Source organism: Lactococcus sp. S64, assembly GCF_016516525.1.
In the GTDB taxonomy this organism is placed as follows: Bacteria; Bacillota; Bacilli; order Lactobacillales; family Streptococcaceae; genus Lactococcus; species Lactococcus lactis.
Map to the genome: position 1 here is coordinate 21,356 of NZ_JACVUQ010000010.1, position 18,066 is coordinate 39,421.

Here is an 18,066-nt window from a genome sequence, read left to right on the forward strand (position 1 = left end):
GTGAGCGACTTTTTTTATTTTTTAAAGTTAATATTTTACTGACAGAATACTCAAGAAAATATTATTTAACTTTTAGAAAAGCTTAAGTTTTACTTGGGTTGAAATTAAGTTTTAACAATTATAATCAATTTATCAAGAAAAGAAAGGATTCCAAAATGAAAAAAGTTCTTAAACTTTTAAAAGGGAAAGAAATTATTTTTGTTTCATTACTAACATTAATTGTTGGTGGAGTAGGTGGCTTTTTCATTGGTAAGGGCCAAAGTAATCAATCACAGCAAAATAATTTTCAAGAACAAATGCAAAATCGCTTTGGACAAAATGGACGTAGTCCAGACACTAATAGCGGTGCGACTACGGGTGGTTCTAACAGTCAGTCAGGTAATTCAGGAACGACACAAGAAAGTAGTGACGAAAGTGGAACTGCATCAGCATAAAGGACCAAGTGGTTTTTAAGGACGTTGAGCCAATCATTCTTTCCGTCTTTATTTTTAATAAATTGACTGACGTGCTTAAAATCGACTTACAAAAAAGAGTCTATCAGAAGAAGACTCAGAAATGAGGAAAATATGGATTTTATAAGACGTGCATGGCTTTTCACTAAAGCCAAAATTGGACGGACAATACTTTTAATTGTTGCCTTTTCAGCAATTTTAATTTTTGTACTTTCAGGATTAATTATTAATAGTGCAGCTAATGTTTCTATTGATAATGCTAAAAAATCAGCTGGAGCAACCGTGTCACTCTCTGTTAACATGCAAAATGTTATCAAAGAAGCACAAAATAGTGCAACATCAAGTTCAAGTAGTAGCAGTTCAAGTGATACTGCTGAAGCAGGTAAACGGTTTAATATTGATTTACCAACGATTTCAGAAACAACTGCTGAAAAAATTGCCAAACTTGATGGTGTAAAATCAGCAAGTTTCACTTATCAGGCTCAAGCATCAGCAAGTTCTGGTATTGAAAAAGTTTCAACAAGTAGTAGTTCTTCAAGTTCATCAACAGATACGCAAGCAGCTGGTGGATTTGGTGGACGTGAAGGAGGAATGGGCGGAGCTTCCCAAGAGGATTTCACAATCAGTGGGACAAATGATTTAGCAGCAAGTACAAGCTTCACAGATTCTTATAAGATTAGTTCTGGACGCGCAATTAAGGCTTCAGATGAGGGGACGAACAATGTTGTCATTGAATCAACCCTTGCTAGCCAAAACTCATTAAAAGTGGGTTCAACTTTCACAATCAAAGATAGTAATGACAAAACATATAAAATGACTGTTGTTGGTATCTATACAACAACAAGTAGCTCGACAGAAAGCTCAATTCAATACATGAATACAATGTATACTGCACTTTCTGTAGCAAATTCTATCAAAGGTACGACTGGCAAAGTATCAAATGCAACTTACAGCATGGAAAATCCTGCACAAGCAGATACTTTTGTAAAAGCTGCTAATAAATTAGTTAATGACAGTAATTTCCAAGTTTCTAAAAATGACCAAGCTTATCAAAATGTAAAATCATCATTGAATAATGTTGCAAGTTTTGCTAGAAATATTGTACTCATTGTAGCAATTGCTGGAGCAATTATCTTAGCGCTTATCGTGATGCTCATGGTTCGCGAACGTCGTTTTGAAATTGGTGTTCTGATGAGTCTTGGAGAATCAAAACTCAAAATTATTGGTCAATTTTTCTTTGAACTCTTCATGGTTATGATTGTTTCGGTTGGTATTGCATCAGCTGCTGGAAATGTAGTAGGAAATGTCGTTGGACAACAACTTTTAAAACAAGAAACAACGCAGACAACGGCAAGCACAAGCACCATGCAAGGAGCTCCAGGAGCAAATGGAGGCAAAACCGAAGGTCAAAGACCATCAGGAAATGCTGGCGGATTTATGGGGCGTGCAGGTGGAGCAATTGGCTTTGGACAATCAGCTTCTGAAGCAAAAGCACTTGAAAAATTGAATATTAAAACTTCTGTCAGTGAAATTTTACTTCTTGTTGCTATTGCGATTTTGATTACACTAATCGCTGTCGGTCTAGCAAGTATTGGAATTCTCAGATTGAATCCTAAACAAGTTTTAACAAATTGATTTCTAAGAAGAACCAGTCTAATAATTTACTGACAGCCTTCAATTTTTATCAAAAATTAATCACCAGATTTTGTCAGTAAATTTTTAAAATGAGAGGAGCAAAGATGACTCTAAAAGTTGAAAATTTAACTTATTATTATAGCAACCCCGATGACTATCTATTTAAAGATGTCACAGAAAGTTTTGAAAAAGGCACGATGTATGCCATTCTAGGACAATCCGGCTCAGGAAAAACTACTTTTCTTTCCCTGCTTGCCGGACTTGATACACCAAAATCTGGAAGTATGTCTTTTGATAATAAAGCAATCAAATCAAGTAATTTAACAAATTATCGTAAAAAAACAGTAAGTACCGTTTTTCAAGCTTATAACTTACTGACCTACATGAGTGCTTATGACAACGTCAAAACAGCCGTAAAAATCTCGTCAGTAAAATTTGAAAATGAAAAAGCAGCAATAGAAGAAGCGTTGAATAAAGTAGGATTGAGCACAGACCTAATTTATAAACCTGTCAGTAAACTTTCAGGTGGTCAGCAACAAAGAGTGGCCATCGCTAGAGCATTAGTTTTAAATCATGAGATAATTATTGCTGACGAACCCACAGGGAATCTCGATGAAGAAACAACAGCCCAAATTGTTGAACTCTTTAAAGAAATTGCTCATAAAGATAATAAAATTGTGATTCTGGTTACTCACGAAAATGAAGTTGCCAAAGCATCAGATGTTGTATTTACCCTTAAACATCGTAAATTTGAAAAGACAGCATAGAATATAAAAACCATTACAATAATTGTAATGGTTTTTTATCCAGCCAAAACAGATAAACTCAAGGTTTATGGACAATTAAACTAGAGTTGCTCAATAATACTTATGGCACTAAGAATAATTACAAAATTATGTTAAAATAGCTTCTAGGAGTATAGCCATGAGTTTAAATTTAAGAGATCTTGAATATTTTTATCAATTGTCAAAATTGCGTTCGTTCACCAATGTTGCCAAGCATTTCAGGGTTAGTCAACCCACTATTTCTTACGCAATCAAACGTTTAGAAACCTACTATGACTGTGATTTATTTTATAAGGATTCCTCGCATCAGGTAGTTGATTTAACTCCTGAGGGCGAACTTTTGGCAATGAGAACCAATGAAATTCTCTCTGAACTAAATCACACGAAAAAAGCTATTCATCGTTCGAGTATGAAAGATTTTAAAGTTGGTTTTCCGCCAATTATAAGTTCATATCTTCTATCAAAGCAAGATAATTTGAACTTTTTGAATGCCTTACATATGATTTATGGTGGTTCTAATGAACTCTTGAGCCTACTTTTAAATGAAGAAATAGATTCGAGCCTTTTAGGAAGTCTAGAAAAGATTAAACATCCCCAATTAGAAATAGAAGAACTCTTTCAAAAAGAATTTTTTATCATTATGTCGGATAGTCATCCACTAGCCAATGAAAAAGAATTAGGATTTAAAGATTTACTTAATGAAGACTTTATCTTATTGGGAGAGCATAATATCCACTTTAATGCCTTTAATCGTTTAAATGAAAAATATAATCAATCAGCTAATGTAGTTTTGAAATTAGATGATGCTCATACCATAAAAGAACTTGTCAGGAAAAATTTAGGAATCAGTCTTATGGCAGATATCCGCTTATCAGAAGACTTTAAAAATCTAGTTAAAGTACCATTTATTGAAGAAGATAAACAATTCTTTCATATTAATTATGCCTATCAAAAAAATTCTATTCTCTCTGAAAGTGAAAAAAACTTTTTAGAAATATTGAAAACATTAAAATAAATATTGCATAAGAGCATCAATGATTTGGTGCTTTTTTGATAGTAATTATTTACAGTAGAAAGCGCACAAAAAACTTTCAGGAAATGTTATAATTAGAAGTATGATGTGAATCGTTTTTAGAGCAAATAGCATTATCCAGTCAAAGAAAAATATAAGGAAATTATATTATAATTTATTAATCACTAAATATTTGAGAAGAAATTAATAAGAAGATAAGACTAGATAGGAATTAAAGTAAAATGGAAAAAGATTATTTAAAAACAAGATTTGAACCAGAAGAATTTGAAAAATTAAAAAAGAAACTTGTCAGATATGAGTGTGCTTTAGATGTTGTCAGAACTCAACTTTCTAATCTAAATACCTATTATAATAATTTTGAGGCAATCAACCCAATTGAGCATATCAAACATCGTTTAAAATCACCGGAAAGTATTGCAGGAAAGCTGAAAAAGAAAGATTTGCCTGTGACCGCCGATGCTGCTGATGAACATTTATCAGATATTGCAGGAATTCGTATTATTTGTTCTTATGCTAAAAATATCTATGAGATTGTTGAAATTATCAAAAGCCAAGAAGCTTTTACAGTTGTTAGCGAAAAAGATTATTTAAGAAACGTTAAAAAAACAGGTTATCGTAGTTATCATATGATTGTCGAAGTTAATTTAGGACATCTATTTAGTGAACAAACCTGTCGAGTTGAAATTCAGTTACGAACTTCGGCAATGGATTTTTGGGCAACGTTGGAACATAAAGTTCGTTATAAATATGATGGACAAATTCCTGAGCAACTCAGTGGTGAACTACAAAATTGTGCAGAGCAAATTCATGCGCTTGATGAGAGAATGTATCTTATTCATAAAGTTGTGGATATGATTAATCAGTCTGAAGTTGATATTGAACAAATTGGTTACTAATAAAACAAAAATAAGAACTTGTCAAAGGATGGATAATCTGTTATACTTATTGAGTATGTTTTTGCATACTAATAAAACTGTTCATCCGCTGAGCTTAATTTGCTAGATGCTGCTTAATGATGGGCAAGAGGAGAAAAAAATGAACCTTATCGAATCTATCAACGCTGCGCAACTCCGCACTGATATTCCTGACTTCCGTCCTGGTGACACTGTACGTGTTCACGCAAAAGTTGTCGAAGGAACTCGCGAACGTATCCAAATGTTCGAAGGCGTTGTTATCGCTCGTAAAAACTCAGGAATTAACGAAACTTACACTGTTCGTAAAATTTCAAACGGTGTTGGTGTAGAACGTATCTTCCCAGTTCACACTCCACGTGTTGAACAAATCGAAGTTATCCGTCACGGTAAAGTACGTCGTGCGAAACTTTACTACCTCCGTGCACTCACAGGTAAAAAAGCTCGTATCGCTGAACGTCGTCGTTAAGATACACCAGTTTAACCGCTCTATTGAGCGGTTTTTTTATTTGGAAAGATTTATGGTTATGCTCAAAGATTTAAGGATATTGTTTTATTGAATCTACTGAGCTAGGTTAATGAAGTAGTTCATAATTTAAAATAGAAGAAGTTGAATAATAAGAGCCGTTTGGTAATTTATCAAGACGACTTTTTTTGTAGTTAAATAATGACATCGATGATGGATTTTAAGGAAAAAAAATGCGATAATTGTTTAAATGTAGTTTATAGACTACGACCCAATTAAAAAAGATCAGAAAGGACTGAAATGAAAAAAAATATCAGTCGAGAAGAAGCAAAGAAATCTTTAGTCTATGACCCTTATTTTGAAAAAGGCCATTATGGGAGTAAAATTTTTCAAACTATAATTGCCCTTTTAGGATGGTGTGGTGTTATCATTCCATTTTTATGGATTATCTTTCCTTTTGTTTTTCCAAATCGAGCACGTTTTGATCATATCATAATTTATAGAGAAGAAAAAACTACACTTTTATTTCTTTTCATTTTTCTTTCTATATCTTTTATTTTCCTATCTATCTTGTATATTATCCTAACTTTTTGGAATAATTATCGTTTTAAACATTTTCTACAAAAAGAAAAGCAGTACGATGCTGAACGTGTCGATGTAAGACGAAAGTTAATAAATCAAGCTTATGATGAACGATTTGGCACAAAAGATTTTCGCCATAATGTTTGTTTTTATTCGGTCAAAGAAGAGCAAAATTTGGAAACAGATTTTGTGAAAAAGCTTTATCAGAAGGGAGAAAACAATGATTAGTTTTGTTCAAACGGGAAATGGCATTGTTGACTTTATTCTGACACTGATATTTCTGGTGTTAATTACTTACCCAATTTTAGGCGGATTCGCCTGGTTTATTGGAGTCTTATGTTATAGCTTTTTGTTCAAATATAAGCAAAAGAATTGGGATGATATTCCAGTAGAAGTTGAACCTTTTGTTACTATAATGGTTCCAGCTCATAATGAAGAAATAGTCATTGAAGATACACTTAATTATTTAATGACAAAAATTAATTATGAAAATTATGAGGTTCTAGTTACTGATGATGGTTCAACTGATAGAACTCTCGAAATTTTAAAAGAATTACAAGAAAAATATGATAAATTGCGCGTGATTAGAATTGAAAAAAATAAAGGAAAAGCGCATGCCTTTAATATTGGTTTAGGATTTGCAAAAGGAGAACTAGTTTTAAGCAACGATGCAGATACTGTTCCAGAACCTGACTCTTTAAATCGCTATATCAATTATTTTATTCGACAAGATTCTACTAACATCTCAGCAGTAACAGCTAATATGGATGTTCAGAATCGTGCAAAATTGATTGCGAAATCTCAAACAGTTGAATTTTCTAGTATTGTAGGAATTATTAAACGGACTCAACTTGGTGTGCTAGGGAGTATTTATGCCTATAGTGGTGCAAATACGATGTATCGAAAAGATGCCTTAATTGATGTCGGTTTGTTTCGACAAGATAGAGCCACAGAAGATATTAGTATTGCTTGGGACCATCAAATGGACGGTTGGTTATCATTGTTTGCGCCTCGTATTATGTTTTTTATGGAGGTTCCAGAATCTCTGAAAATGCTCTATCGTCAAAGGAAACGGTGGGCCAAAGGTGGAACAGAGGTTTGGCTGACTAATTTTAAAAAAGTATTTTTACACCCTTTTGACAACGTTGGCCGAACAATTATGTTTATTGACCAAAGTTTCAGCATTATCTGGTCATTCTTTTTCTGGATTTCGTCAGCAATTTTTATCTGGTCTTTATTTCAATTTGCCATTACCGGAAACTTAGAACGGATTTATCACATGTTAACGATGGCCTTTCTCTTTGTTTGCTTTGAAATGATTTCGGGAACTTTTCAATTAGTCGCTTCATTAATAGTTGATGACCGTGGAAGAAAAGTAAAATATCTATTATTTGCTCCACTTTATATGCTTTTTTACTGGGTAATGAATGCATTAACCATTGTAACGACTTTTATTCCAGCAGTAAAAACTATTCTAGGTTTAGGGTCTGGAACCTGGAAAAGTCCGGAGCGTAAAGGGATAAAAGTGACAAATAAAAAAGATAATTGAAATTACTAACGATAAAAGTTTGATTTTATATCTTATCATTTGAAAATTTTTGAGGAGTTAAAGTACTCCTTTTTTTGAATTAACTTTTTTTTAAGAAGACTAATAATAAAAATAATGACTTGTATAAAGACAACTAAGCGTAATTTTTAATCATCATAAATAAAATATTGTATTCATTATGTTATAATTAAATGAGAATTGAAGAATATTTTTTGGAGGTAAAGTTATGTTAACAGATTTTGAAAAACTTCGACGCGGAGTCGGATTTAGTGGGATAATTTCAATTATTATTGGTTTATTGATATTATTCTTACCTACAAAAACAGCAGCTATTGTCGCAGCTCTTGTAGGGGTAGCACTCGTAATTATGGGGGTCATTTATATTGGAGCAAATCTAGTCAAAAGAAGTGAAGAAAAAGGAAATTTCTGGAGAATTTCTCATCTCTTGTTGGGATTTATCTACCTATTTGCAGGAATTTTTGTTTTTTCAGATTTGAATGCAGCCGCAGAATCGCTTTTTGTCCTTATTGGTATTTTTGTAGGGATTAGTTGGATTGTAGATGGAATTGTAACTCTTACAGTTTTGACTAATTTCAATAGTAAATTTTGGGGGATTTTCTTAAGTGTAATTAGTATCATTGCTGGTTTTACTTTAGTATTTTCTCCGCTTTGGGGAGGGGTAACTTTGTGGTTACTTCTTGGAATCGAATTTTTAATTGTTGGGTTCATCAAAATGATTCACTATTACAGATGGGATAAATAGAAACGAAAAGGCCGATGAATATCGGCTTTTTTATTTATGCAACTTTATTAGAGATAAATAAAATTTTTATGGAACAAAATTGATAATGATTGGTCTCAAAAAAATCTAAAGAATATATTTGGAAGCGTCTGACAATTTTTTATTCGTGATATAATTTTTAGTGGACGTTTTTGACGTTCTTAGATTGGGGATGAGAATGAAAAATTATCTCAAATGGCTCAAAGATGAGCTAAAATCAATTAATACAGCCGGAAGCATCATGCTTTCGTTTATCATAGGAGTACAGTTGGCTTTCTTTTTAACGTCAACAATTACGGTCTTATCAATTATCACTTTGATTGCTACCTTAATGGGGTCGGCATGTACAGTTTACATGATGATTGGAAAACCAATTAATGGTCTTTTGGGGCTGATTAGTGCTTTTGGTTATATCTATATTAACTGGACTGCTGGTCACTATGCCTCTGTTTTAGATCAAATTGTTTTTGTTTTGCTGATTGACTTGCCATTGATTTTCACTTGGAAAACTTGGGGACATCGAATTGAAAATGGGGTCAAATTCATGAAGACAAAAGGATGGATTTTGACAATCATCAGTATGTTGGTTCTTTGGTGGCCAATTACAGTCATTTATACAAAACTTGGAGACACCAATCCTTTATGGGATGCTATTACTTTAATTATTGGAGCTGCGGCTTCAATCTTGGTTGTTAGAGGTTATGGGGATAGTTACTCACTTTGGCTCTTATCTGATGTGGTCATGATTATTTTATGGGCAACAGCACTTATGGATGGCTATTCTGCAAGTTCTTTAGCAATGCTTCTAACTATTACTTTCTATTTGGTTACTTCTTTATATGGAAAATTCTTTTCTATTTGGAAGAATGACAAGAAGGCAAGTGGAGAAGTAGTAACTGAGAGAAACTAAAAAGGGAGTTGCTCATTGAGCAACTTTTTTTTATTTAAAGTATAACAAAAGCACCTACTCTCAAAATTAAAGTAGATGCCTTTATCGATTGGGATACTCGCCCATTTTTTTCTCCTTAAACTAATTGTTCTAAGTTTTGTACAGCTTCTTCAATAGTATCTCCAGCACCATAAATATTTGAATCATTTACAAGTGATGCTCTGAAGATATTATGAGAAGTATCTAGAGTTACTGTATATTGGAAAAATTTATTTTTGTTAGTGAATGTCATAGTACATTCTCCTTTCTTTATTTATTATACGAAAGGGAACCAAATTGGTTCATAACGAAATTCCAACTAAATTGTAGCATAAAGAAATCAGAATATCAAAAAAAGTGATTTAATATTTTCATAAAATTATATTTTTACTTCTAAATAAAATTGGAAAAAAAGTCTTAAAAATAAAAGTTTCTTCTAAAAATATAGTGAGTGTTTAGTTGGACTTCTTAAATATTTTATCATAGAATATAGTAAAGGAGGCGTTTACAATGAGAGATGAATACAAGAAAATTTTAGTTGCAGTTGATGGCTCTGAACAATCGAAAGAAGCAATTCACGAAGCAGTCGCCATTGCCAAAAGAAATAAAACTTCATTATTTGTTTTACATGTTAAAGACGAAACAAGACTTCGGGGAACTCCGTATGCCTTGGCAATTAATTTGGATGATTTAGAAACAGAATCTAAAGAAATTATTGCTGAAGTTGAGGTTCTGATTAATGATGAAGTTGAGTTTGAAGTCCATGCCTTTACAGGAAATCCAAAGAAAGAAATCATTAATTTTGCAAAGCAATTTGAATTGGATTTGATTGTAGTCGGTTCAAATGGTAAGGGATTATTAGACAGGATGCTAGTAGGTTCGACGACAAGTTATGTTGTTAATCATGCGCCTTGCAATGTTATGGTTGTAAAATAACCAAAAAATCTTGGCGTAAGCTAGGATTTTTTATGAAGATTTATATGATGACAAAAGAATTCACTAGAGTTAGTGAAGAAAAGGATGATAGGGGAATGTAGAAAATAGGAGGAATGAGTTAATGGCGTCGAAACAGGAGTTAATTGATTATGTAGCAGACCGTACAGAACTTTCAAAAGTAAATGCAGCAAAGGCAATCAATGCCTTTGTCGAGGCAATCACTTACTATATTTCTGAAGGGACTCCCGTACATATTTCAAATTTTGGAACTTTTGAGGTTCGTAAACGTGCAGCCAGAGTCAGTCATGATGTTCATTCAAGAGAAAAAATTTTAGTAGGCGAACAAAATATTCCGGTATTTAGAGCTGGAAAAGCTTTAAAATTGGCTACGAAACAAGAACTATCTGATGAAGATATGGTGATTGAAACATTGAGCAATATGATTTTGGAAGTTCAGCATCATGATTAACACCTGTTAATGGCTATTATTTTCCAAATAGAATGATAAAAAACGATTCTTCTAAAAGAACCGTTTTTTTTTAATTTATGAGCTCAACTAATAGATTAGCAATTTGAGTAGGTGTTTCCTTTTGTTTTCGACGAATCCATGATTGAGTAGTTCCAAAAATAGCATTAGCATAGTAGGTTGTCGCATAAATTTCCCCTAATTTTCCTAATTTAAGATGTTTAGATTGAGGGAAAAAGGAACTTTGAATAAGTTCTTTGAGTTTTTGCAACATAAACTGGTGGATTTCTTTGCTACCATTTTCCGAAAGAAGAGCGGCATATATTTGATTTCCTTTTAGAAATTCAAAAGTTTCAAGCATTGTTGCATGAATATTTCCGTTATTTTTTTCAAAGACATATTGAATAGTCTCAAAAAGTCGACGCTGATAGGCTTCAATCATGTCATATTTATCTTGATAATGAGTATAAAAACTACTACGACTAACTTTAGCTAATTTCACAAGTTCAGTCGTTGAAATTTGGTCAAAAGATTTCTCGCCTAAAAGTTGAATCATGGCATCTCGTAGTTGAAGTTTTGTACGATCTTTTCTGCTGTCATTAGACATTTAAAGGGGGACCTCCGTCCTTTTTAGAATGTAAGTGCTTTATTTAGACAGATTTAAAAATCTGTCCAAAACCGAATGGATAATAATTGTCAAATTTTCTAAAAAGTTTATAATACGTATTGTAACAGTTTTTGGACGTGTTGTCTATAAAGAAAGGGGAAAAGATGTTAAAAAAAGAATGGCAAGCCATTTTAAAGCACAAATTTTTTATTATTGTTATTATCGCTTTGGCACTTGTACCAGCAATTTATAACTATATTTTCTTAGGTTCTATGTGGGATCCTTACGGTAAATTGAATGACTTACCAGTAGCGGTTGTAAATTTGGACAAGACGTCTGAATTGAACGGAAAAAAATTCAAACTTGGTGATGATGTCATTGCTGAAATGAAAAAATCAAAGGATTTAGATTATCATTTTGTTTCGGAGTATAAAGCTTCTAAAGGGATAAAAAAAGGTGATTATTACATGGTTATCACTTTTCCAGAAAACTTTTCAGAAAATGCAACAACCTTAATGAATAAGAAACCAAAAACGGTTCAGTTAGATTATCAAACGACACGTGGTCATAACTATATTTCATCAAAAATGAGCGAAAGTGCGATGAATCAGCTGAAATCAGAGGTTTCTAAAAATATCACAGAAACTTACACCAAAGAAATTTTCGCTAAACTTGGTGATATGAAGTCAGGAATGAAAGAAGCTTCTGACGGTTCAAATAAATTGGCTGATGGAACTTCGTCAGCATTGAATGGTTCAAAAGAATTAAGTAGTAATTTGAATACTTTATCTTCATCAAGTTTAACTTTTACTGACGGCGCAAATAATTTGAATTCAGGCTTAAATAAATATGTATCAGGAGTGAATCAAGCTGCCGATGGTGTGCAACAACTTTCTTCTGGTGCTGACCAATTTGTCAGTGGAACGCAACAATTAGCAACAGGTACACAAACGCTGGCTGATAAATCAAAAGAGCTGTCAGCAGGAATTTCACAAATTTCTCAAGGGTCAGAAGCGGTGAGTCAATTACAATCGGGTGTGCAACAACTATCCGAAGGCTTAAGTCAAATGGCTCAAAAAACAACTTTATCCGAAACTCAACAGCAAAAAATTAGTGCTGTACAAAATGGTCTTACTGAATTAAATCAGGAGTTACAAAAAAATACGATTGACCCAAATTTGGCTGCCAATATCCAAAATAACTTGGAAGGTCTTGGAGCTACGGTCACAAATCTAGCTAATGATCAAGTGGTAGCCTCTAAGGCAGCAGTTGAAAGTACTGAGACTTTTAAAACTTTAAGCGAAAGTCAGAAAACAGATATAAGAAATGCACTAGATAATTCTGTTGGTGCTGGAGCAGTTCAAACCGATTTACTATCTTTAAATAAGAATATTAAAGGAGTCCAAGACAGTCTTACAAGTCTACTACCAATGTTTGGAAAAATTGCTGATCTTAAAACATTAGTTCCAGGCGCAAGTCAAATAATTGCTGACCTTTCAGGTGGTCTGAACGAAGTAAACACTAATGTAAACACAAAATTTATTCCTGGTATCAATCAGTTAAATGCTGGTTTGACGAATTTTAATGACCAGTTAACTTCTGGAAGTCAAAAATTAAGTTCTGGTTTTGCCCAATATGCTGACGGAGTTAATCAAGCAAACGCTGGCGCTCAACAATTAGCAAGTAAATCAAAAGATTTACAAAGCGGGACAATGCAATTAGTTTCTGGATTGTCACAATTACAAGCGAATGGTTCAACTTTAACTTCAGGTTCAAATCAATTGGCAGGGGGTGCTCAACAAATTTCCTCTGGTTCACAACAATTGGCAAATGGAGGTTCAAGTTTAACAAGTGGTTTGGGAACGCTAAATACAGGGGCTAATAACTTGTCAACAGCGTTAACCAAAGCAGATGATACTCTCTCAGCAACTAATAATTCTAATGAAAATGCTAAAAAAGTAGCTGCACCGTTGAAACTTAAACATACTGACCATGACAATGTACCAGAAAATGGTGCAGGAATGACACCATACATGATTAATGTTGCTCTCTTTATTGGTGCCCTTGCGACAAATGTTGTGATTGGAATTGGTTTCTCAGGTGAAAAATGGAAATCTGGTCGCGAATTTATGTTGGCGAAAATTGGTACAAATGGTTTGGTAGCACTTTTACAAGGAATCATCGTCTGGGGAGCAGTTGCTCTTCTTGGATTGAGACCAAATCATTTGTGGGAAATGTTGTTGTCAGTACTTTTAATCAGCTTCGCTTACATGGCAATCAATACTTTCTTCTTAACGGCTCTAGGTAAGATTGGTGAATTCCTTATGATTGTAGTCTTAGTTCTACAACTGGCGACGAGTGCAGGAACTTACCCCTTACAACTTGCGCCTAAAATATATCAAGTCATCAGTCCTTGGTTACCAATGACTTATGGTTTAAAAATGTTACGCGAAACCATTGGTTTGAATGGAGCAATTTTACCAGAAGCAATCCTATTTGTGGTTATTATCGCTCTCTTTACTTTCATGTTGAGTTTCTTCAAGAAATTCTCACGTTTTGCATAAAATAAATTACTGACAGAAAATTTTATGAATAAATTTTTTCTGTCAGTAATTTTTTATCTAGAAATTTTAAAATAAATTTGGTAAAATAAAGCTGTAAAAAGAATTTGACAATTTGGATTTGTCCTAGAAAGCACATTCGTTCAACTTTTAAAGTTTTGCTTTTTATGACAGCCTAAGGAGATAAAATGGCAGATAAATACACAGAAGAGCAAGTGAATGAAATCAAGGACAAAATTCTCTCTGCCCTTGAAAACGTCATTGACCCAGAGCTTGGGATTGATATTATCAACCTCGGATTAGTTTATGAAATTAGCTTTGAAGATAACGGATTTACAGAAATTAAAATGACATTGACAACAATGGGTTGCCCTTTGGCGGACCTTTTGACTGAACAAATTCATGATGCTTTGAAAGCAGTGCCAGAAGTTGGTGAAATCAAGGTGAACTTGGTTTGGTATCCAGCATGGACAGTTGATAAAATGAGTCGTTATGCCCGTATTGCTTTAGGAATTCGATAAATATAATAAAAAACTCCTTAGTCAGCATTGACTAGGGAGTTTTTTTATTTATTAACGAAATTCATTATTCAATTATAAGCTTTTTGTCTGTATATTTTAATCTTTGGTATTTTATTTTAAAAAATAATATTTTTTTCTTAGTTCTAATTTCTAAAAACTTAGTCATAACAAGAGGTTTAAACCAATAAAAAAACATTTAATTTAGGTAATACATTTGTTATTTGACTAAAAGTATAGGTCGTGTTATAATTTTTTTGCTTAGGAAATATTTTGAAAATTTAATTTAAGCAATTTTGGTTAGAGATTTTCTAACCATCGGTAGGTGAGGCTACCACAGGGATACGGGTTGCTGCCGCAGAGTCGTGGAGACACGATGAGAGGGCCAACAGTTCACGTCGAAAAAAGAAGGCGTGAAATAGTGCAACAACATCGCCCTGCGGAGCTAAAGCTTGAACGATACTGGGTACTTTAGTTCACTTGATAGTGTATCTTTTTGAAATCATACCTTGTCTACGTTCAACCGGCGTAGGCAATTTTTTTATAAAAAAGGAGGTGGTGAAAATGGAAGCACAGAATAACAGTGGCTCAGACCCTGGGAGCTATAGGAAGAAAGATAGCATAAAAATGGACAAGCATTTTTATCACTTCAATCTAATCTAGTTCTCTGAGTTAGAGCTGTACAATCAAAATCTACTATAAATCAGAAATTGAGGTACAAGCCGATGACAAAAATATTAATTCATACAACAATAAAAAATAAGAAAATAAGAAAGAAAAAGTTATTCATTGATTTGCAACTAGAAATACTCTTGTCGTTCATTTGGAAAATTAACGAAGGGGGATTCATTTATGGAAAAAAAAATTACAAAAAATAGTTTTTTAGATTTATCTATTTTGATTCCTTATTTGATTCTTTCAGCTGTTGGCTTACTCATGGTGTTTTCAGCAACTGTCCCCTATCAAATTAACCGAGGACTATCTCCTTATCGATTGGCAATTTCTCAAGGAGTCTTTATAATTATAAGTTTTGTGGCTTTAATTATTATTTATCGAGTAAAATTAAGAATTATAAAAAATGAAAAGATTTTAAAAATAATTTTTCTAATTATTATCTTGCTGATGATTTATTCAAGGGTGGGTCCTAATACATCAGCGAATGGAGCGCATGGATGGATTCCCTTACCAGGGATTGGAACTATTCAGCCGGTTGAATTTGCAAAACTTTTTACAGTTTGGTTTCTTGCTTCTATCTTTTCTAACAGACAAGAAGAGATTGAGAAAAATGATATTCAAGCAATTTTTAAGGGTAACAATCTCATAAAAAAAGTTGTAGGGGGGTGGCGATTTCCGATTATCTTACTAATGATAGTGGAACTCAGTATGCCTAATTTAGGAAATACAGCAATTATTGGGCTCTTAGCCTTGATAATGATTGGTGCAAGTGGAATTTCTTGGCGATGGTTTTCAGGTTATGGGAAGATGTTGCTTACGATTAGTCTTAGTTTTTTGCTCTTTCTTTTTATCAGTGGAGGCGATTTGATTCCAGGATCTTATATTAATGCTCGATTTAAAGCATTCGTTAATCCTTTTACTGACTTGGCTTCTTCGGGTCATCAACTTGCTAATTCATATTATGCGATTGTAGATGGTGGCTGGTTTGGAAGAGGACTGGGGAATTCGATTGAAAAACAAGGATTTTTGCCTGAAGCTCATACAGATTTTATATTTTCAGTAATAGTAGAAGAATTGGGAATCATTGGTGGAATTATAATCCTAGCTGTCATTTTTTTCATGATTACCCGAATGCTTTTGGTGGGGATGCGGGCAAAAGATCCATTTAATTCAATGATTTCAATTGGTTGTTCATCTTTTTTGTTGATACAAGTTTTTGTCAATTTAGGTGGAGCAATTGGTTTGGTTCCAGAAACAGGTGTCACCTTTCCCTTTTTATCACAAGGTGGATCATCATTTTTAATTTCAACTTTGGCAGTAGGACTGGTTTTGAATAGCTCGGCTGACGAAAAATTAAAGAGTTTAAGTAAGTTATAATTTTTAATAAAAGAAAGAAGTATTCTTGATATGAAAAGAAAAGAAATTAGACAAAAGAAAAAAATAAAAAGGTCTAAAAAAGTATATTTTGTTCGTTTTATGTCCCTTTTTGTTATTTTAGTCGTGGCAGTTAGTGCGGTTATCTATGTTCAAGCAGAGAAAACATTAACGAAAACTCATGTAAATACAAAAATAAAAAGTTCTAGTATATCTGCAAAAAAACCACTAACTATCTTGCTCATGGGAGTGGATACTGGTGATAATAGTCGGGGGGGTGCAGATTCATGGAATGGAAATTCAGATTCTCAAATTATTTTAACATTGAATCCTCGGACAAAAACAACCACTATTATTTCAGTGGAACGAGATACGATGACGAATATTGAAGATGCATCTGAAAAAATTCAATCTACTCAAAAAATGAATGCTGCTTATCCTTTAGGATTTAATAATGGTGGGTTATCATCTGCTGTCACTTATGCCATGAAAACCATTGGTAATCAAGTAGGGCTTAATCTTAATAATTTTATGATTGTTAATATGGACGGTTTAGTAAATCTTGTGAATGATGTTGGGGGAGTAGAAGTTGTCAATGATACTAATGGCTCAGATGTCTATCAAGGGACTGATTCAGGTAAAATAACTTTGCCTGGTTCAGATAAAATTGTAGATAGTGGAGCGATTTATATCTCAAATACAGAACCTGAATATAAAGCTTATGTTCCTTATCTTTCAGGAAATCCTAAGCAGCTCATTAACGGAGAACAAGCTTTAGTTTTTGCTCGAGATAGAGATACGTTAGCCAATGGGAATTATGGACGCGCCGCTCATCAACGAGAAGTTATGACTGAATTAATGAACAAGATGCTTAGTCTTAATAGTGTTTTTAAATATCAATCATTTTTAAATGATATTTCATCAGATTTTAAAACTAACATTTCTATAAATCTTGCTAATTTGACCGCACTTATGGCTTATAAAGATTGTCTTAATAAGGTAGTTTCTGTTCAATATCAAGGGGTAAGTCAAATGGTGGATGGTGGAAGTTATGAATTCATACCAGAAAATGTGGATTTGGCTATTCAAAATATAATGAGACAAGCAAATGATGAGTCTGTCACTGATAAGCTTGATCAAAGTGTCATTACTTATGAAAACTATTTTGGAAGTCAAATTGACCAATATTATATGCCTTCTGCGACGGTAACTATCAAAGGTGAAAAAAGTGAGACTTATGGAGTGGATACTAAAGGGAGTCTAGTAAAAATAAATAAGGAGAATGCCCAAGATTATGTTTCAAGTCAAGGAGGAGCTTTAGCCGCTAATTAAAATAGAGATAATAAAATAATGTTAACCAGTTGACATTATTTTATTTATAGGATATACTTAACTGGTTAACTAAATTAATAAATGAAAGGATAATATTTTGGCGAAGAAATCAAAAATTGCTAAATTTAAAAAGCAACAAAAATTAGTTGCTCAATATCAAGAGCTTAGACAGGAACTTAAGAAAGCAAAAAATTATGAAGCTCTCCGAAAACTTCCTAAAGATTCTCATCCCAATCGAATGAAAATGCGAGATCGAATTGACGGAAGACCCAGAGCCTACATGCGAAAATTTGGTATGTCACGAGTTAATTTTAGAAAATTGGCGCATGAAGGTAAGATTCCAGGGGTTAAGAAGTCAAGCTGGTAGAAATCTTTTTGAACAATCTTATGGGATATGATAAAAATATTTTTTATTAAGTAATTTAAAGAATACTTCGTCTTAATGAATGGAGTATTTTTTCTCTATTTTGCTTAA

The 18,066-nt window shown here is 33.2% G+C and carries 19 protein-coding genes and 1 riboswitch; of the genes, 17 read left to right on the forward strand and 2 right to left on the reverse strand.

Annotated elements, in window-relative coordinates; translation table 11 throughout:
* The first annotated feature begins 155 nt into the window (after positions 1-155).
* The 10 genes from IAE51_RS10120 to pnuC all read left to right on the forward strand — a co-directional run bounded on the left by IAE51_RS10120 (position 156) and on the right by pnuC (position 9,104).
* Positions 156-434: a hypothetical protein gene (locus IAE51_RS10120; protein WP_003131365.1), complete on the forward strand. Its 279-nt coding sequence runs from the start codon at positions 156-158 to the stop codon at positions 432-434.
* A gap of 132 nt (positions 435-566) precedes the next feature.
* Entirely contained in the window at positions 567-2,087 is a 1,521-nt protein-coding gene (locus IAE51_RS10125) for an ABC transporter permease (RefSeq protein WP_033899230.1), read from the forward strand.
* A 104-nt stretch (positions 2,088-2,191) separates the two neighbouring features.
* Positions 2,192-2,854: an ABC transporter ATP-binding protein gene (locus tag IAE51_RS10130; RefSeq protein ID WP_042230209.1), complete on the forward strand. Its 663-nt coding sequence runs from the start codon at positions 2,192-2,194 to the stop codon at positions 2,852-2,854.
* 157 nt (positions 2,855-3,011) lie between these two features.
* Complete coding sequence (locus IAE51_RS10135; RefSeq protein WP_012897518.1) at positions 3,012-3,887, forward strand: LysR family transcriptional regulator; 876 nt, start codon at positions 3,012-3,014, stop codon at positions 3,885-3,887.
* A 239-nt stretch (positions 3,888-4,126) separates the two neighbouring features.
* Complete coding sequence (locus tag IAE51_RS10140) at positions 4,127-4,801, forward strand: GTP pyrophosphokinase family protein (RefSeq protein WP_003131377.1); 675 nt, start codon at positions 4,127-4,129, stop codon at positions 4,799-4,801.
* Between the two features lie 139 nt (positions 4,802-4,940).
* The gene (rplS, locus tag IAE51_RS10145; RefSeq protein WP_012897519.1) at positions 4,941-5,285 is read left to right on the forward strand and encodes a 50S ribosomal protein L19; all 345 of its coding nucleotides are present in this window, start codon (positions 4,941-4,943) and stop codon (positions 5,283-5,285) included.
* A 297-nt stretch (positions 5,286-5,582) separates the two neighbouring features.
* The gene (locus tag IAE51_RS10150) at positions 5,583-6,092 is read left to right on the forward strand and encodes a hypothetical protein (protein WP_033900119.1); all 510 of its coding nucleotides are present in this window, start codon (positions 5,583-5,585) and stop codon (positions 6,090-6,092) included.
* The gene (locus IAE51_RS10155) at positions 6,085-7,413 is read left to right on the forward strand and encodes a glycosyltransferase (RefSeq protein WP_200095315.1); all 1,329 of its coding nucleotides are present in this window, start codon (positions 6,085-6,087) and stop codon (positions 7,411-7,413) included. Before IAE51_RS10150 ends, IAE51_RS10155 begins: the two co-directional genes overlap by 8 nt.
* Positions 7,414-7,639: 226 nt before the next feature.
* Positions 7,640-8,176, forward strand: a complete 537-nt coding sequence (locus IAE51_RS10160; RefSeq protein WP_010905603.1) for an HdeD family acid-resistance protein — start codon at positions 7,640-7,642, stop codon at positions 8,174-8,176.
* A gap of 196 nt (positions 8,177-8,372) precedes the next feature.
* A complete protein-coding gene (pnuC, locus tag IAE51_RS10165; RefSeq protein WP_021722038.1) occupies positions 8,373-9,104 on the forward strand; it encodes a nicotinamide riboside transporter PnuC in 732 nt (243 codons plus the stop codon).
* Between the two features lie 115 nt (positions 9,105-9,219).
* Here the strand turns inward: pnuC and IAE51_RS10170 are convergent, their stop codons facing one another.
* Complete coding sequence (locus IAE51_RS10170; protein ID WP_003131383.1) at positions 9,220-9,375, reverse strand: hypothetical protein; 156 nt, start codon at positions 9,373-9,375, stop codon at positions 9,220-9,222.
* A gap of 257 nt (positions 9,376-9,632) precedes the next feature.
* On the opposite strand from IAE51_RS10170, the gene IAE51_RS10175 reads away from it, so the two are divergent.
* Both IAE51_RS10175 and IAE51_RS10180 read left to right on the forward strand, forming a co-directional pair.
* On the forward strand, positions 9,633-10,058 hold the full coding sequence (locus tag IAE51_RS10175; protein ID WP_200095317.1) for a universal stress protein: 426 nt from the start codon (positions 9,633-9,635) through the stop codon (positions 10,056-10,058).
* Positions 10,059-10,179: 121 nt separating this feature from the next.
* Positions 10,180-10,527, forward strand: a complete 348-nt coding sequence (locus IAE51_RS10180; protein WP_015426175.1) for an HU family DNA-binding protein — start codon at positions 10,180-10,182, stop codon at positions 10,525-10,527.
* Positions 10,528-10,597: 70 nt separating this feature from the next.
* On the opposite strand, the gene IAE51_RS10185 is transcribed toward IAE51_RS10180, so the two are convergent.
* A complete protein-coding gene (locus tag IAE51_RS10185; RefSeq protein WP_003131387.1) occupies positions 10,598-11,131 on the reverse strand; it encodes a TetR/AcrR family transcriptional regulator in 534 nt (177 codons plus the stop codon).
* A 164-nt stretch (positions 11,132-11,295) separates the two neighbouring features.
* On the opposite strand from IAE51_RS10185, the gene IAE51_RS10190 reads away from it, so the two are divergent.
* The 5 genes from IAE51_RS10190 (at position 11,296) to rpsN (ending at position 17,958) form a co-directional block, all read left to right on the forward strand.
* On the forward strand, positions 11,296-13,695 hold the full coding sequence (locus tag IAE51_RS10190) for a YhgE/Pip domain-containing protein (protein WP_200095319.1): 2,400 nt from the start codon (positions 11,296-11,298) through the stop codon (positions 13,693-13,695).
* Positions 13,696-13,880: 185 nt separating this feature from the next.
* Complete coding sequence (locus IAE51_RS10195) at positions 13,881-14,213, forward strand: metal-sulfur cluster assembly factor (RefSeq protein ID WP_200095321.1); 333 nt, start codon at positions 13,881-13,883, stop codon at positions 14,211-14,213.
* A gap of 307 nt (positions 14,214-14,520) precedes the next feature.
* A riboswitch (M-box (ykoK) riboswitch) is annotated at positions 14,521-14,682 on the forward strand.
* Between the two features lie 380 nt (positions 14,683-15,062).
* Positions 15,063-16,262 carry an FtsW/RodA/SpoVE family cell cycle protein gene (locus tag IAE51_RS10200; protein WP_058203638.1) on the forward strand — a complete coding sequence of 400 codons (1,200 nt, stop codon included), beginning with the start codon at positions 15,063-15,065 and terminating at the stop codon, positions 16,260-16,262.
* 30 nt (positions 16,263-16,292) lie between these two features.
* The gene (locus IAE51_RS10205; RefSeq protein ID WP_200095323.1) at positions 16,293-17,591 is read left to right on the forward strand and encodes an LCP family protein; all 1,299 of its coding nucleotides are present in this window, start codon (positions 16,293-16,295) and stop codon (positions 17,589-17,591) included.
* A 97-nt stretch (positions 17,592-17,688) separates the two neighbouring features.
* Positions 17,689-17,958, forward strand: a complete 270-nt coding sequence (gene rpsN, locus IAE51_RS10210) for a 30S ribosomal protein S14 (protein ID WP_033900110.1) — start codon at positions 17,689-17,691, stop codon at positions 17,956-17,958.
* Positions 17,959-18,066: the final 108 nt, after the last annotated feature.

Coding starts and splice junctions, on each gene's coding strand:
- IAE51_RS10120 (WP_003131365.1), top strand. CDS start 156: ATGAAAAAAGTTCTTAAACTTTTAAAAGGGAAAGAAATTATTTTTGTT.
- IAE51_RS10125 (WP_033899230.1), top strand. CDS start 567: ATGGATTTTATAAGACGTGCATGGCTTTTCACTAAAGCCAAAATTGGA.
- IAE51_RS10130 (WP_042230209.1), top strand. CDS start 2,192: ATGACTCTAAAAGTTGAAAATTTAACTTATTATTATAGCAACCCCGAT.
- IAE51_RS10135 (WP_012897518.1), top strand. CDS start 3,012: ATGAGTTTAAATTTAAGAGATCTTGAATATTTTTATCAATTGTCAAAA.
- IAE51_RS10140 (WP_003131377.1), top strand. CDS start 4,127: ATGGAAAAAGATTATTTAAAAACAAGATTTGAACCAGAAGAATTTGAA.
- rplS (WP_012897519.1), top strand. CDS start 4,941: ATGAACCTTATCGAATCTATCAACGCTGCGCAACTCCGCACTGATATT.
- IAE51_RS10150 (WP_033900119.1), top strand. CDS start 5,583: ATGAAAAAAAATATCAGTCGAGAAGAAGCAAAGAAATCTTTAGTCTAT.
- IAE51_RS10155 (WP_200095315.1), top strand. CDS start 6,085: ATGATTAGTTTTGTTCAAACGGGAAATGGCATTGTTGACTTTATTCTG.
- IAE51_RS10160 (WP_010905603.1), top strand. CDS start 7,640: ATGTTAACAGATTTTGAAAAACTTCGACGCGGAGTCGGATTTAGTGGG.
- pnuC (WP_021722038.1), top strand. CDS start 8,373: ATGAAAAATTATCTCAAATGGCTCAAAGATGAGCTAAAATCAATTAAT.
- IAE51_RS10170 (WP_003131383.1), bottom strand. CDS start 9,375: ATGACATTCACTAACAAAAATAAATTTTTCCAATATACAGTAACTCTA.
- IAE51_RS10175 (WP_200095317.1), top strand. CDS start 9,633: ATGAGAGATGAATACAAGAAAATTTTAGTTGCAGTTGATGGCTCTGAA.
- IAE51_RS10180 (WP_015426175.1), top strand. CDS start 10,180: ATGGCGTCGAAACAGGAGTTAATTGATTATGTAGCAGACCGTACAGAA.
- IAE51_RS10185 (WP_003131387.1), bottom strand. CDS start 11,131: ATGTCTAATGACAGCAGAAAAGATCGTACAAAACTTCAACTACGAGAT.
- IAE51_RS10190 (WP_200095319.1), top strand. CDS start 11,296: ATGTTAAAAAAAGAATGGCAAGCCATTTTAAAGCACAAATTTTTTATT.
- IAE51_RS10195 (WP_200095321.1), top strand. CDS start 13,881: ATGGCAGATAAATACACAGAAGAGCAAGTGAATGAAATCAAGGACAAA.
- IAE51_RS10200 (WP_058203638.1), top strand. CDS start 15,063: ATGGAAAAAAAAATTACAAAAAATAGTTTTTTAGATTTATCTATTTTG.
- IAE51_RS10205 (WP_200095323.1), top strand. CDS start 16,293: ATGAAAAGAAAAGAAATTAGACAAAAGAAAAAAATAAAAAGGTCTAAA.